The 13,292-nt window shown below is 51.2% G+C and carries 13 protein-coding genes; 4 read left to right on the top strand and 9 right to left on the bottom strand.

The genetic code is table 11. The features are described 5' to 3' along the window. Positions 1–12: 12 nt before the first annotated feature. The 3 genes from nanT to nanR form a co-directional block, all read right to left on the bottom strand. On the bottom strand, positions 13–1,503 hold the full coding sequence (nanT, locus tag ACJHXA_RS15495) for a sialic acid transporter NanT (protein ID WP_000108460.1): 1,491 nt from the start codon (positions 1,501–1,503) through the stop codon (positions 13–15). A gap of 108 nt (positions 1,504–1,611) precedes the next feature. Continuing rightward, positions 1,612–2,505, bottom strand: a complete 894-nt coding sequence (nanA, locus tag ACJHXA_RS15500) for an N-acetylneuraminate lyase (RefSeq protein WP_000224721.1) — start codon at positions 2,503–2,505, stop codon at positions 1,612–1,614. Positions 2,506–2,626: 121 nt separating this feature from the next. Next, complete coding sequence (nanR, locus tag ACJHXA_RS15505) at positions 2,627–3,418, bottom strand: transcriptional regulator NanR (protein WP_000523845.1); 792 nt, start codon at positions 3,416–3,418, stop codon at positions 2,627–2,629. A gap of 379 nt (positions 3,419–3,797) precedes the next feature. Here nanR and dcuC point away from each other — a divergent pair, with 379 nt between their 5' ends. Next, positions 3,798–5,165 (top strand): anaerobic C4-dicarboxylate transporter DcuC, encoded by a 1,368-nt coding sequence (gene dcuC / locus ACJHXA_RS15510; RefSeq protein WP_000466976.1) that lies wholly within the window; start codon positions 3,798–3,800, stop codon positions 5,163–5,165. Between the two features lie 42 nt (positions 5,166–5,207). Here dcuC and sspB read toward each other — a convergent pair whose 3' ends face one another. From sspB to zapE, 5 genes are all read right to left on the bottom strand, one after another. Then, the gene (gene sspB / locus ACJHXA_RS15515; protein ID WP_000366129.1) at positions 5,208–5,705 is read right to left on the bottom strand and encodes a ClpXP protease specificity-enhancing factor; all 498 of its coding nucleotides are present in this window, start codon (positions 5,703–5,705) and stop codon (positions 5,208–5,210) included. A gap of 5 nt (positions 5,706–5,710) precedes the next feature. Further along, on the bottom strand, positions 5,711–6,349 hold the full coding sequence (sspA, locus tag ACJHXA_RS15520; RefSeq protein ID WP_000257293.1) for a stringent starvation protein SspA: 639 nt from the start codon (positions 6,347–6,349) through the stop codon (positions 5,711–5,713). A 394-nt stretch (positions 6,350–6,743) separates the two neighbouring features. Then, a complete protein-coding gene (rpsI, locus tag ACJHXA_RS15525) occupies positions 6,744–7,136 on the bottom strand; it encodes a 30S ribosomal protein S9 (protein WP_000829818.1) in 393 nt (130 codons plus the stop codon). Between the two features lie 15 nt (positions 7,137–7,151). After that, positions 7,152–7,580: a 50S ribosomal protein L13 gene (gene rplM, locus ACJHXA_RS15530; protein WP_000847559.1), complete on the bottom strand. Its 429-nt coding sequence runs from the start codon at positions 7,578–7,580 to the stop codon at positions 7,152–7,154. Positions 7,581–7,798: 218 nt separating this feature from the next. Then, the gene (gene zapE / locus ACJHXA_RS15535) at positions 7,799–8,926 is read right to left on the bottom strand and encodes a cell division protein ZapE (protein WP_001192307.1); all 1,128 of its coding nucleotides are present in this window, start codon (positions 8,924–8,926) and stop codon (positions 7,799–7,801) included. Positions 8,927–9,119: 193 nt separating this feature from the next. On the opposite strand from zapE, the gene zapG reads away from it, so the two are divergent. The 3 genes from zapG to degS all read left to right on the top strand — a co-directional run bounded on the left by zapG (position 9,120) and on the right by degS (position 12,196). Continuing rightward, a complete protein-coding gene (zapG, locus tag ACJHXA_RS15540; protein ID WP_001295270.1) occupies positions 9,120–9,518 on the top strand; it encodes a Z-ring associated protein ZapG in 399 nt (132 codons plus the stop codon). A gap of 153 nt (positions 9,519–9,671) precedes the next feature. Next, positions 9,672–11,039 (top strand): serine endoprotease DegQ, encoded by a 1,368-nt coding sequence (gene degQ, locus ACJHXA_RS15545; protein ID WP_001295271.1) that lies wholly within the window; start codon positions 9,672–9,674, stop codon positions 11,037–11,039. A gap of 89 nt (positions 11,040–11,128) precedes the next feature. Beyond that, positions 11,129–12,196 carry an outer membrane-stress sensor serine endopeptidase DegS gene (gene degS, locus ACJHXA_RS15550; protein ID WP_000497724.1) on the top strand — a complete coding sequence of 356 codons (1,068 nt, stop codon included), beginning with the start codon at positions 11,129–11,131 and terminating at the stop codon, positions 12,194–12,196. Positions 12,197–12,257: 61 nt separating this feature from the next. Here degS and mdh read toward each other — a convergent pair whose 3' ends face one another. Further along, positions 12,258–13,196 (bottom strand): malate dehydrogenase, encoded by a 939-nt coding sequence (gene mdh, locus ACJHXA_RS15555; protein ID WP_001295272.1) that lies wholly within the window; start codon positions 13,194–13,196, stop codon positions 12,258–12,260. Positions 13,197–13,292: the final 96 nt, after the last annotated feature.

Genomic DNA, 13,292 nt, shown 5'->3' on the forward strand with positions numbered 1-13,292 from the left:
CGGGCAACAGGATTAACTTTTGGTTTTGACTAAATCGTTTTTGGGGCTGCCAAATGGCACGGCACCGCTAAATGGTTTGCCGTCGATAGCGTCATGAGTACGCAATGCTTCCGGGCGCAGCCAACGCTGAACGCGGGAAGGCATATCCAGACCAATCAGCAGGATCACCACAAATGTCAGACTGAACGAGAGCGATGCCAGCGCAGTACCCAGATCCAGACGTTGAGCGATCAACGCGCCGATGATTGGGGCCAGTGCGCCGCCCAATGCGCCAACGTTGTAGGTAAAGCCCAGGCCCGCTGCACGCTGGTCGGTATCGAAATAACCGCCAATCAGTTTCGGTAAGATCCCGGCGATCCCTTGTCCAAGCATTTGCTGGAAGAACAGTAACAGACCGAGCACCCAGACGTTTGCGCCGCCAATCGCAAATACCGGAATAATCAGCAGCTGCGAGGCCAGCAGGCTACAAACGTACGCTTTGCGGGTTCCCAGCCAGTCACCGAGGAAGCCACCTACGCAGCATCCCACGGCCGCGCCAAAGCCACTAAAGAACAGCACATTGGCGACAGTATGCGGGTTATAAGCCAGATCGGTTTTCAGATACGTTGGCAGCAGCGCCTGAATCGGCCATGAGTAGAGGAAAGCAAACAACACGACCACCATCAGCATTACGCCCGTTGGCCAGCGTTTACCCGTACTTTGCACCATAAAGCTGATAAAGATTGCGGCGCATAACAGCCCGAGAACAGCGACGATTGCAGCATTTTGCAGGTTACCGGCGAAGCAGAACCACAGCGCAGTAGCCGCCGCCAGTGTCATTACGATATTGGCAATGCGATGTTCACCACGGTAGAGAATATCCACCATTGTGCGTACTGGTGCTTTACCTGCGTGTTTCTCTTTCCAGTCTTCCGCTTCCGGGATGTTTTTACGCAGCCAGAGAGCAAAGATGATTGGCAAAATGCCGATAAAGAACAGCGCACGCCAACCCCAGACCGGAACCACCAGGCTATAGACCTGAGCGGCAACGACGGCCCCCACAGAGAAGCCTGAAATCAAAAAACCACTGGCTTTGTTACGCAGATGTTTTGGCCAGCTTTCAATGACATAGGTGGCGCTGGAACCGTATTCACCCGCCATCCCCATGCCGATGACCAGACGAGCGATAAACATGGTGATGTAGCCTGGCGCAAAGCCGCAGGCCAGCGTCCCGGCCGAGAAGAGAACGATGCTGGTGACCATTGCCAGACGACGCCCGTAGCGGTCACCCATAGCGCCGAGCATCAGGCCGCCGAACCAGCGAGAGATAAAGGCTGCGGAGATCAGACTTGCCGCCTGCACCGTCGTCAGCCCGAATTCACCCTGTACTTCGGTGAGTACCAGGGCGATTAAAACGAAATCAAAACCGTCAAGCAGATATCCCAACCAGGCAGCGGAAAATGCCCGCCATTGTGCACGATTGAGATGGCGATACCACGGGATATTCTGGGTTGTAGTACTCATTGTGAGTCTCCCGCGGTGGGCGATGCCCACACGCTTTGGTATGAAAATTGTAGGGTACAGATGCGTTTATTTCCCCTCACCCGGTAGGGGCGAGCGAGGGGAAACAACTCACCCGCGCTCTTGCATCAACTGCTGGGCCAGCGCCTTCAGTTCTGGCAGATATTTTTCATCTACCGGACCAAACGGTTTGCGGCACAGCGGCACAGAAACGACATCCATATAATGCAGGACAGTTTTCAGGCCGCGGAATACGCCCGTTTTGATCAGTAAATCAATGACTTTATTACATTCGGTTTGCAGCTTCTGCGCGGTCTGGATATCGCCTTCTTTCAGCGCCTTCACAATCCCCTGATAACGCCAGCCCATGATGTTGTAGGTACTACCGATACCACCATCAGCGCCCGCCAGAAGACCAGAGGCGAAGATTTCGTCGTAACCGTTATAGAGCACCAGATCAGGATGTTCACGACGGATCTGCTCCATCTGATAGAGATCGCCAGAGGTCTGTTTCAGCGCACCTACGCCAGGCAACGTAACAAGTGTGTTGATCTGATCCAGGGTCAGTTTTACCCCACTCAGGGCTGGAATGTTGTACACCACCATCGGCAAACCATCCGCCGAATCAATAATTGCCCGATAGTGATCGCAGTGTTCTTCAAAGCTGAAAGGATAGTAGAACGGCGTGACGGCGGAGACGGCATCGAAGCCATAACGTTTAGCCGATGCCGCAAGTTGTTGGCTTTCGGCGGTGCTGACGCAACCGACGTGGGCGATGAGTTTAATCTGACCTTTCGCCTCTTCGGCGACGATTTCCAGTACCTGTTCACGCTCGGAAAGGCTTTGTACAAAGGCCTCGCCGGTCGAACCACCCACGTATAAACCGTCGATGCCCTGCTGAATATTGAACTGAACCAGGCGACGCAGACTCGCTTTATCCAGTGCTTGTTGTTGGTCAAAAGGAGTCAGGAGTGCAGCCATTACGCCACGTAAATTCGTTGCCATAAATACCTCTGAAGTGATGCTTGTCTGATAAACGATATACCTTTATACCTGTTATACCAGATCAATTAAGCAACACCCCATACAGAAAGCTTATAATGCGATCTGCTTCACTAAAGTGGCATTATTTCTTTTTGTTGGTGGTCTGACCGAAAGCGTGCCAGGTAGCAGAGACGCTGTTGAGATGCGATTGCAACGCACGATCGGCTTCGTCAGGATCATGACGGCGGATCGCATCAACGATCGCAATATGCTGTTGATAACTAACGTTGTTATGTTCGTGCAGTGCCTGATCGGTAACCGTTGGGCGTGCGGCAATAAGCCAGTCGAGCAGGGCAACGTGGATCGCCATGAAGATTGGGTTACCGGGGATCTCCGCCAGCACGCGGTGGAAATCAACGTCTGAACGAATGAATGCCGCGTTGTTATCCAGCGACTGACTGTTGATTTCCAGTGCTTTTGCCAGCAAATCGATTTGCTCATCGGTGGCATGTTCAGCCGCATAGCGCACCAGGCTGGATTCAAAGAACAGACGTAATTGTTCGAAATGGGCAATCCCACCAGGATGAGAAAGGAAATCTTTCGCCATGCCGGAAAGCTCGCCGATGATGGTGTCCGCAGAAGGACGTGAGACGCGGGCACGTTCGCCGTTGTTGATTTGCACCAGACCTTTGCGTTTTAACGCTGCCAGCGCTTCGCGCACAGAAGGACGCCCGACGTTAAAGAACGCCATCAGTTCGCGTTCAGACGGTAATTGTTCACCTTCGCCAAATTCACGACGGCGGATCATCTGTTCCAGCTCTTCTTCCACCATTTCGGAGAGTTTTTTACGCGCCAGCGGGCGGCTACGCAAGTTGCGACCAATTGCAGGTGAAGAATCTTCGGTTTGCGAATCAAATGCGTTCATAAGGCCCATTCTGTAAGGTCAGTGTGATTAACATCATCAGTGACATCCTATCACAGGATTGAAAGTAGGGGAAAATGGCAGGTTTTTCTCTTTGTGCCTCATCATTACCATAATTAACGGAATAATTAACTATTGCGAAAAATTAATGTAACGCAGATAAAAACATCCCGTTTGAATTATTTATAAGACTATTCACGAGCATTATGAATATTATGAATGTGTTCTTACAAAATAATCATAAGCGCATATTTTTTAATGAAAAATCACCTCACCTACAATTAAAAACACGACATCCGCACCATAAATAGACTTGCAAAAAATATAACATCATTGTTTTCAATCTGCCGTTTATGGGATTGACCGTTTTCTTTTGACACGGAGTTCAACAATGTTCGGCATAATTATATCTGTCATCGTATTAATTACGATGGGCTATTTGATCCTGAAAAACTACAAACCTCAGGTGCTGCTGGCTGCCGCAGGTATCTTCCTGATGATGTGCGGTGTCTGGTTAGGGTTCGGTGGTGTACTCGATCCCGCCAAAAGCAGCGGCTACTTGATCGTCGATATTTATAATGAAATCCTGCGCATGCTGTCCAACCGCATTGCCGGATTGGGGCTGTCGATTATGGCGGTGGGCGGTTATGCCCGCTACATGGAGCGCACAGGAGCCAGTCGCGCGATGGTGAGCTTGCTAAGCCGCCCGTTAAAACTCATTCGCTCGCCGTATATTATTCTGTCGGCAACTTACGTCATCGGCCAAATCATGGCGCAGTTTATTACCAGCGCCTCCGGCCTGGGTATGTTGCTGATGGTCACCTTATTTCCGACGCTGGTGAGTCTGGGAGTAAGTCGCCTCTCTGCGGTGGCGGTTATCGCAACCACGATGTCCATTGAGTGGGGGATTCTGGAAACGAACTCCATTTTTGCAGCCCAGGTCGCGGGAATGAAAATTGCCACTTACTTCTTCCACTACCAGCTTCCGGTCGCCTCTTGCGTCATTATCTCGGTGGCGATCTCCCACTTTTTCGTGCAACGCGCTTTTGACAAAAAAGATAAAAATATCAATCACGAACAGGCAGAGCTAAAAGCTCTCGATAATGTCCCGCCGCTCTATTACGCCATTTTACCTGTGATGCCGTTAATCTTGATGCTCGGCTCGCTGTTCCTCGCCCACATCGGGCTGATGCAGTCAGAACTGCATCTGGTGGTGGTGATGTTACTGAGTTTGACGGTGACGATGTTTGTTGAGTTCTTCCGCAAGCATAACTTGCGCGAAACAATGGACGATGTGCAAGCGTTTTTTGACGGCATGGGTACGCAGTTTGCCAACGTGGTAACGCTGGTGGTCGCGGGTGAAATATTTGCGAAAGGCTTAACGACGATTGGCACTGTTGATGCGGTTATCAGGGGTGCGGAGCATTCTGGTCTGGGCGGTATTGGCGTGATGATTATTATGGCGCTAGTCATTGCCATTTGTGCCATTGTGATGGGCTCTGGCAATGCGCCGTTTATGTCATTTGCCAGTCTTATTCCGAATATCGCAGCCGGATTACATGTACCAGCGGTTGTAATGATTATGCCGATGCATTTTGCCACGACGCTAGCGCGCGCGGTTTCGCCGATTACTGCGGTGGTGGTCGTTACGTCAGGAATTGCAGGCGTTTCGCCTTTTGCGGTGGTGAAGCGAACAGCGATCCCCATGGCAGTCGGTTTCGTGGTGAATATGATTGCCACAATCACGCTATTTTATTAAGCCATTAAAAGACAAAACAGGCCACCAGGGCCTGTTTTTGTATTACTTCACAACGCGTAATGCCGGTCGACCACCGCGTGGTGGCTGCGGAGGTTCATCGTCAGGATGAGTGTCATCATCGTGATCTGGCTTGTCGCCATCAATAACCGACATAACGGTTTCGTTGTCTGCCGATGCCTCTTCATCATTCATGATGCTGGTATCTTCATCGTAGGCAGCTTCAGGCTCAAACATCGTGCCTGCGCCATTTTCACGGGCGTAGATAGCCAGCACGGCAGCCAGCGGCACAGAAACCTGACGCGGAATGCCGCCAAAGCGCGCGTTAAAGCGTACCTCATCATTCGCCAGTTCCAGATTGCCGACAGCACGCGGCGCAATGTTGAGTACGATTTGCCCGTCACGCGCATATTCCATAGGAACCTGCACGCCAGGGAGCGTCACATCCACCACCAAGTGCGGCGTGAGCTGGTTATCCAGCAACCACTCATAGAATGCACGCAGCAGATAGGGACGACGTGGTGTTAGCTGTGACAAATCCATACAGATTAACTCCGGCCCAGACGCATTTCACGTTCTGCTTCAGTTAAAGAAGCAAGGAAAGAGTCACGCTCAAAGACGCGGGTCATATAGCCTTTCAGCTCTTTCGCACCCGGGCCGCTGAACTCGATGCCCAGTTGCGGCAGACGCCACAGCAGCGGAGCAAGATAGCAATCGACCAGGCTGAACTCATCGCTCAGGAAGTACGGCTTCTGACCGAAGACCGGCGCAATCGCCAGCAGTTCTTCGCGCAGTTGCTTACGTGCGGCATCTGCTTCAGAAGCTGAACCGTTGATGATGGTGTTCATCAGCGTGTACCAGTCTTTTTCGATGCGATGCATGTACAGACGGCTTTCACCGCGAGCTACCGGGTAAACAGGCATCAGTGGCGGATGCGGGAAACGCTCATCCAGATATTCCATAATGATGCGAGATTCCCACAGGGTCAGCTCACGATCCACCAGGGTCGGAACGCTCTGATTCGGGTTGAGGTCAATCAGATCCTGAGGCGGATTGTCCTTTTCCACGTGTTCGATCTCGAAACTTACACCTTTCTCAGCCAGCACAATGCGGACCTGATGGCTATAGATGTCAGTAGGACCGGAAAACAGCGTCATTACCGAACGTTTGTTGGCAGCGACAGCCATGAAAACCTCCAGGTATAGTCAGAATTTTTACTGCTACCAGCCACCAGGTGGCCAGTCAGAAGTTGTGTTACCCAGTAAGGAACGACTCTCTTTGTTCGAAAATCAAACAAAAAATGAGCAATACCCGACATTTGGGCAGAAAATTGGATGATAGTTTACCAGATTTTGCGACCTTTGTGGTGAGTCGATGCCGGAAATGGGGAAAAAGAGATGCGCTTTAGTCTGAAATAGTTGACTTAGTCCCTTATTGGCGATGTGGTTTTTGTTTTGCCTGTCTGTCAGACGGTAGCAAAAAGCAACTTTCCAATTTTTACGCTGATTCAGAATTTAACCATAAAAAAACCCGCCGAAGCGGGTTTTTTCGCAAATTGTTTTCTGCCGGAGCAGAAGCCAATTAACGTTTGGAGAACTGCGGACGACGACGTGCTTTACGCAGACCGACTTTCTTACGTTCAACCTGACGAGCGTCACGAGTAACGAAGCCAGCTTTACGCAGTTCAGAACGCAGGGACTCGTCGTATTCCATCAGAGCGCGGGTGATACCGTGACGGATCGCACCAGCCTGACCAGAGATACCACCACCTTTAACGGTGATGTACAGGTCCAGTTTCTCAACCATGTCGACCAGTTCCAGCGGCTGACGAACTACCATGCGAGCAGTTTCACGACCGAAGTACTGTTCCAGAGAACGTTGGTTGATTACGATTTTACCGTTGCCCGGTTTGATGAAAACGCGAGCTGCGGAACTTTTGCGGCGACCAGTGCCGTAGTATTGATTTTCAGCCATTGCCTATAATCCCGATTAGATGTCAAGAACTTGCGGTTGCTGTGCCGCGTGGTTGTGCTCGTTACCCGCGTAAACTTTCAGTTTACGGAACATAGCACGACCCAGCGGGCCTTTTGGCAACATGCCTTTAACCGCGATTTCAATCACACGCTCAGGACGGCGAGCAATCATCTCTTCAAAGGTCGCTTGTTTGATACCACCGATGTGGCCGGTGTGGTGATAGTACACTTTGTCAGTACGCTTGTTGCCGGTTACAGCAACTTTGTCAGCGTTCAGAACGATGATGTAATCACCGGTATCTACGTGCGGAGTGTATTCCGCTTTGTGCTTACCGCGCAGGCGACGAGCCAGTTCAGTAGCCAGACGGCCCAGAGTTTTACCGGTCGCGTCAACAACATACCAGTCGCGTTTTACGGTTTCTGGTTTAGCTGTAAAAGTTTTCATTAAAAGCTTACCCAATAAATAGTTACACGTTGGTGAACACCCAAACGTCTTCAATTGTTGAGGTTCACACGACAAAGTCCGGCAAACCTACCCCTTCGAATAGCCTATGCCAGCACACAAAAAGTTTTGGGAAAAAAACTTTCTTGTAACGTGGGGTCGCAGGATTATAGAGAAGTCGGGGTCAAAGATCGACCCCTTTTTGTGATTTGTGACAGGTTTTAACCCGCCAAATGCTCGCGCTTCAGATACTCTTCGCTTTGCATCTCTTGCAGACGTGACAGGCAACGCTGGAACTCAAACTTCAGCCGATCGCCCTGATAAATTTCATACAGCGGCACTTCTGCACTCACCACTAATTTGACATGGCGCTCGTAAAACTCATCCACCAGCGCAATAAAGCGCCGCGCTTCGCTCTCCATCAACCGCGTCATAACTGGTACATCAAACAACATGACCGTATGAAAGAGACGTGAGAGCGCAATATAGTCATGCTGACTGCGGGCGTCGACGCACAGCGTAGTAAAAGAGACCGCCAGCGTCTGGTTCTCGACGCCCATTGTCGCCAATGGCCGATGGTTGATTTCTAACGTCGGTGAATTTTCTCGTTTCGCCCCCGCCAGCGCCAACCATAGTTTATCCATCTGCGCCCGGGTTTCATCGTTGAGTGGCGAAAGCCACAGATGCGCCTGAGTGAGTGTACGCAGTCGATAATCAACACCAGCGTCCACGTTCATTACATCACAATGCTGTTTAATGGCATCGATTGCAGGCAGAAAACGCGCACGTTGCAGGCCATTTCGATAAAGTTCATCCGGCGGAATATTTGACGTCGCTACCAGGGTAATGCCGCGGGCGAACAGGGCTTTCATCAGACCGCCAAGTAGCATGGCGTCGGTAATATCAGAAACAAAAAATTCGTCAAAACAGAGCACGTCAGTTTCGGCTTTAAAGCGATCGGCAATAATTTCCAGCGGATCGGTCTGCCCCTGTAAGGCAGTTAGCTCTTCGTGCACCCGCAGCATAAAACGGTGAAAGTGCAGGCGCTGTTTCCGCTCTCCCGGCAGGCTTTGATAGAAAAGGTCCATCAGCCAGGTTTTCCCGCGTCCTACACCGCCCCACATATATAAGCCACGCACTGGCGTATGCTTTGTGTCTTCGCGTTTACCCCACAGCTTACCGACCCGCGCCATTAGCCCACTCGTCCTGGGGGCTGGTGGCCTGCTATTGATGAGTTCTTGATAAATAATTTCCAGGCGGCTGACGGCCTCTTTTTGAACGTCGTCGGGTTGATGGCTGCCTTCATTGAGCGCCTTCAGGTATTGCGATGTTGGGGTAACGCTTTGCATGATCTTATTGTTATTCCTTGAATAATCGGTGCGCCGTTGTTCACGGTTGACGAAAAAAAGGCCGTTCTACACTACGCGATATGCAGTCGGGATTCCACTTCTGTGGAATTAACGGTTATAGTGGCATAATCAGCCGCAGGCATGGAGCCTGAAGCCAACACCCTACGGAAACAAAAGACAACGGGAGATGTTCATGACCTGGGAATATGCGCTAATTGGGTTAGTCGTCGGCATCATTATTGGTGCTGTGGCCATGCGTTTTGGTAATCGTAAACTACGCCAGCAACAGGCGTTGCAGTACGAACTGGAAAAGAATAAAGCTGAACTGGACGAGTATCGCGAAGAGCTGGTTAGCCACTTTGCCCGCAGCGCGGAATTACTGGATACCATGGCGCACGACTATCGCCAGCTGTATCAGCACATGGCGAAAAGCTCCAGCAGCCTGCTGCCGGAACTGTCTGCTGAAGCAAACCCGTTCCGTAATCGTCTGGCAGAGTCTGAAGCCAGCAACGATCAGGCACCGGTGCAGATGCCTCGCGACTATTCTGAAGGCGCATCCGGCCTGCTGCGTACTGGCGCGAAGCGCGACTAATTTATTTTTCGGGCGCAGCCATTGCGCCCTCCTCTTCTCTCCCTCCCCGACTATCATTTAATCTGGTGTCTCATTGTTAGCCGTCTGAAAATTCAATAACATCAAACTGTTTTGAATCTCTTTTCTTATCATTCAGGTACGAGAGCAGGAATAATGAAAAAACAAACCCAGCTGTTGAGTGCATTAGCGTTAAGTGTCGGGTTAACTCTCTCGGCGTCATTTCAGGCCGTCGCGTCGATTCCAGGCCAGGTTGCCGATCAGGCCCCTCTCCCCAGTCTGGCTCCAATGCTGGAAAAAGTGCTTCCGGCAGTGGTGAGCGTACGGGTGGAAGGAACGGCCAGTCAGGGACAGAAAATCCCGGAAGAATTCAAAAAGTTTTTTGGTGATGATTTACCGGATCAACCTGCACAACCCTTCGAAGGTTTAGGTTCCGGTGTCATCATCAACGCCAGTAAAGGCTATGTGCTGACCAACAACCATGTGATTAATCAGGCACAGAAAATCAGTATTCAGCTCAATGATGGGCGCGAGTTTGATGCAAAACTGATTGGTAGCGATGACCAGAGCGATATCGCCCTGTTACAAATTCAAAACCCGAGCAAATTAACGCAAATCGCTATTGCCGACTCCGATAAATTGCGCGTCGGTGATTTTGCCGTAGCGGTCGGTAACCCATTTGGCCTTGGGCAAACCGCCACCTCTGGCATTGTTTCCGCATTAGGCCGCAGCGGGTTGAATCTTGAAGGTCTGGAAAACTTTATCCAGACAGATGCTTCCATTAACCGCGGTAACTCCGGCGGTGCACTATTAAACCTTAACGGTGAGTTAATTGGCATCAACACTGCAATCCTTGCGCCTGGCGGCGGGAGCGTCGGGATTGGATTTGCCATCCCCAGTAATATGGCGCGAACACTGGCGCAGCAGCTTATCGACTTTGGTGAAATCAAACGCGGTTTGTTAGGCATCAAAGGCACCGAGATGAGTGCCGATATCGCCAAAGCCTTCAACCTTGACGTGCAGCGTGGCGCGTTTGTCAGCGAAGTGTTGCCAGGTTCTGGCTCGGCAAAAGCGGGCGTCAAAGCGGGCGATATTATTACCAGCCTCAACGGCAAACCGCTGAATAGCTTTGCTGAGTTGCGCTCTCGTATCGCGACCACCGAGCCGGGCACGAAAGTGAAGCTTGGCCTGCTGCGTAACGGCAAACCACTGGAAGTAGAAGTGACGCTCGATACCAGCACCTCTTCGTCGGCCAGCGCTGAAATGATCACGCCAGCGCTGGAAGGTGCAACGTTGAGCGATGGTCAGCTAAAAGATGGCGGCAAAGGTATTAAAATCGATGAAGTTGTCAAAGGAAGCCCAGCTGCTCAGGCTGGCTTGCAAAAAGACGATGTGATCATTGGCGTCAACCGCGATCGGGTGAACTCGATTGCTGAAATGCGTAAAGTGCTGGCGGCAAAACCGGCCATCATCGCCCTGCAAATTGTACGCGGCAATGAAAGCATCTATCTGCTGATGCGTTAATGTCGTAAACCGGGCATCAGGCTTACGTGTGATGTCCGGTTAACTCGTGGTATGCTGCTGCCGTTCCCTTTTTTAATGACGCCTCCATCATGTTTGTGAAGCTCTTACGTTCCGTTGCGATTGGATTAATTGTCGGCGCTATTCTGCTGGTTGCCATGCCTTCGCTGCGCAGCCTTAACCCGCTTTCCACTCCGCAATTTGACAGTACCGATGAGACGCCTGCCAGTTATAATCTGGCGGTTCGCCGCGCCGCGCCAGCGGTGGTTAACGTTTACAACCGTGGTTTGAACACCAACTCTCACAACCAGCTTGAGATCCGCACCTTGGGATCCGGTGTAATCATGGATCAACGCGGTTATATCATCACCAATAAACACGTCATCAACGACGCCGATCAGATCATCGTCGCCTTACAGGATGGTCGTGTATTTGAAGCATTGCTGGTGGGATCTGACTCTCTAACCGATCTGGCGGTACTTAAAATTAATGCCACTGGCGGTTTACCTACCATTCCGATCAATGCACGTCGCGTACCGCACATTGGCGACGTGGTACTGGCGATCGGTAACCCGTACAACCTCGGGCAGACCATTACCCAGGGGATTATTAGTGCCACGGGTCGAATCGGTCTGAACCCGACCGGGCGGCAAAACTTCCTACAAACCGATGCTTCCATTAACCACGGTAACTCTGGCGGCGCGCTGGTGAACTCGCTGGGAGAACTGATGGGCATTAACACGCTGTCGTTTGATAAGAGTAACGATGGCGAAACGCCGGAAGGTATCGGCTTTGCGATTCCTTTCCAGTTAGCAACCAAAATTATGGATAAGCTGATCCGCGATGGTCGCGTGATCCGCGGCTACATTGGTATCGGCGGACGCGAGATCGCACCACTGCACGCGCAGAGCGGTGGTATAGATCAACTGCAAGGGATCGTGGTTAATGAAGTGTCACCTGACGGCCCAGCGGCGAATGCGGGTATTCAGGTCAACGATCTGATTATTTCGGTGGATAACAAACCGGCCATCTCTGCTCTGGAGACGATGGATCAGGTGGCGGAAATTCGCCCTGGTTCGGTGATCCCGGTTGTAGTGATGCGTGATGATAAGCAGTTAACGCTGCAGGTCACCATTCAGGAATATCCGGCAACCAATTAAGTCGAGTGCTCAAAACAAAAACCGGAGTCTGTGCTCCGGTTTTTTATTATTCGCTAATCAATTACTTATTAACGAACTCTTCGCCCAGGGCGATATCTTTCTTCAGCGTATCCAGCATACCTTCCAGCGCGTTCTGTTCAAATGCGCTCAGGGTACCGATAGATTTACGCTCTTCCACGCCGTTTTTACCCAGCAGCAGCGGTTGAGAGAAGAAACGGGCGTACTGACCGTCGCCTTCAACGTAGGCACATTCGACAACGCCTTGTTCGCCCTGCAGTGCACGAACCAGAGACAGACCAAAACGTGCAGCTGCCTGGCCCATAGACAGGGTTGCAGACCCGCCACCGGCTTTCGCTTCAACCACCTCAGTACCCGCGTTCTGGATACGTTTGGTCAGATCAGCCACTTCCTGCTCGGTAAAACTAACGCCAGGAACCTGTGACAGCAGCGGCAGAATGGTAACACCAGAGTGACCGCCAATAACCGGCACTTCAACTTCGCCTGGCTGTTTGCCTTTCAGTTCCGCAACAAAGGTGTTGGAACGAATGATATCCAGCGTGGTAACGCCGAACAGTTTGTTTTTGTCATAAACACCGGCTTTTTTCAGCACTTCAGCAGCAATTGCAACAGTGGTGTTAACCGGGTTAGTGATAATACCAATGCACGCTTTCGGGCAGGTTTTCGCAACTTGCTGTACCAGGTTTTTCACGATGCCGGCGTTAACGTTAAACAGGTCGGAACGATCCATACCCGGTTTACGCGCTACACCTGCAGAGATAAGAACGACATCTGCGCCTTCCAGCGCCGGAGTCGCATCTTCACCAGAAAAACCTTTGATTTTCACAGCAGTAGGGATATGGCTCAGATCGACGGCCACACCGGGAGTCACTGGAGCGATATCATACAGAGAGAGTTCTGAACCTGAAGGCAGTTGGGTTTTTAACAGTAGTGCAAGCGCCTGGCCAATACCGCCAGCAGCGCCGAGGACTGCGACTTTCATCCTAAACTCCTTATTATATTGATAAACTAAGATATGTTGCTCCGCTGCCGCGACCTTAATCCACAAAATTGCCGTTTACAATGACCACATCTCAAG

Origin of the sequence: Escherichia sp. WS33 (assembly GCF_046486385.1) — a bacterium.
GTDB lineage: Bacteria > Pseudomonadota > Gammaproteobacteria > Enterobacterales > Enterobacteriaceae > ECMA0423.

Coding starts and splice junctions, on each gene's coding strand:
- rpsI (WP_000829818.1), bottom strand. CDS start 7,136: ATGGCTGAAAATCAATACTACGGCACTGGTCGCCGCAAAAGTTCCGCA.
- dcuC (WP_000466976.1), top strand. CDS start 3,798: ATGTTCGGCATAATTATATCTGTCATCGTATTAATTACGATGGGCTAT.
- rplM (WP_000847559.1), bottom strand. CDS start 7,580: ATGAAAACTTTTACAGCTAAACCAGAAACCGTAAAACGCGACTGGTAT.
- zapE (WP_001192307.1), bottom strand. CDS start 8,926: ATGCAAAGCGTTACCCCAACATCGCAATACCTGAAGGCGCTCAATGAA.
- sspA (WP_000257293.1), bottom strand. CDS start 6,349: ATGGCTGTCGCTGCCAACAAACGTTCGGTAATGACGCTGTTTTCCGGT.
- mdh (WP_001295272.1), bottom strand. CDS start 13,196: ATGAAAGTCGCAGTCCTCGGCGCTGCTGGCGGTATTGGCCAGGCGCTT.
- nanT (WP_000108460.1), bottom strand. CDS start 1,503: ATGAGTACTACAACCCAGAATATCCCGTGGTATCGCCATCTCAATCGT.
- nanR (WP_000523845.1), bottom strand. CDS start 3,418: ATGGGCCTTATGAACGCATTTGATTCGCAAACCGAAGATTCTTCACCT.
- nanA (WP_000224721.1), bottom strand. CDS start 2,505: ATGGCAACGAATTTACGTGGCGTAATGGCTGCACTCCTGACTCCTTTT.
- degS (WP_000497724.1), top strand. CDS start 11,129: ATGTTTGTGAAGCTCTTACGTTCCGTTGCGATTGGATTAATTGTCGGC.
- degQ (WP_001295271.1), top strand. CDS start 9,672: ATGAAAAAACAAACCCAGCTGTTGAGTGCATTAGCGTTAAGTGTCGGG.
- sspB (WP_000366129.1), bottom strand. CDS start 5,705: ATGGATTTGTCACAGCTAACACCACGTCGTCCCTATCTGCTGCGTGCA.
- zapG (WP_001295270.1), top strand. CDS start 9,120: ATGACCTGGGAATATGCGCTAATTGGGTTAGTCGTCGGCATCATTATT.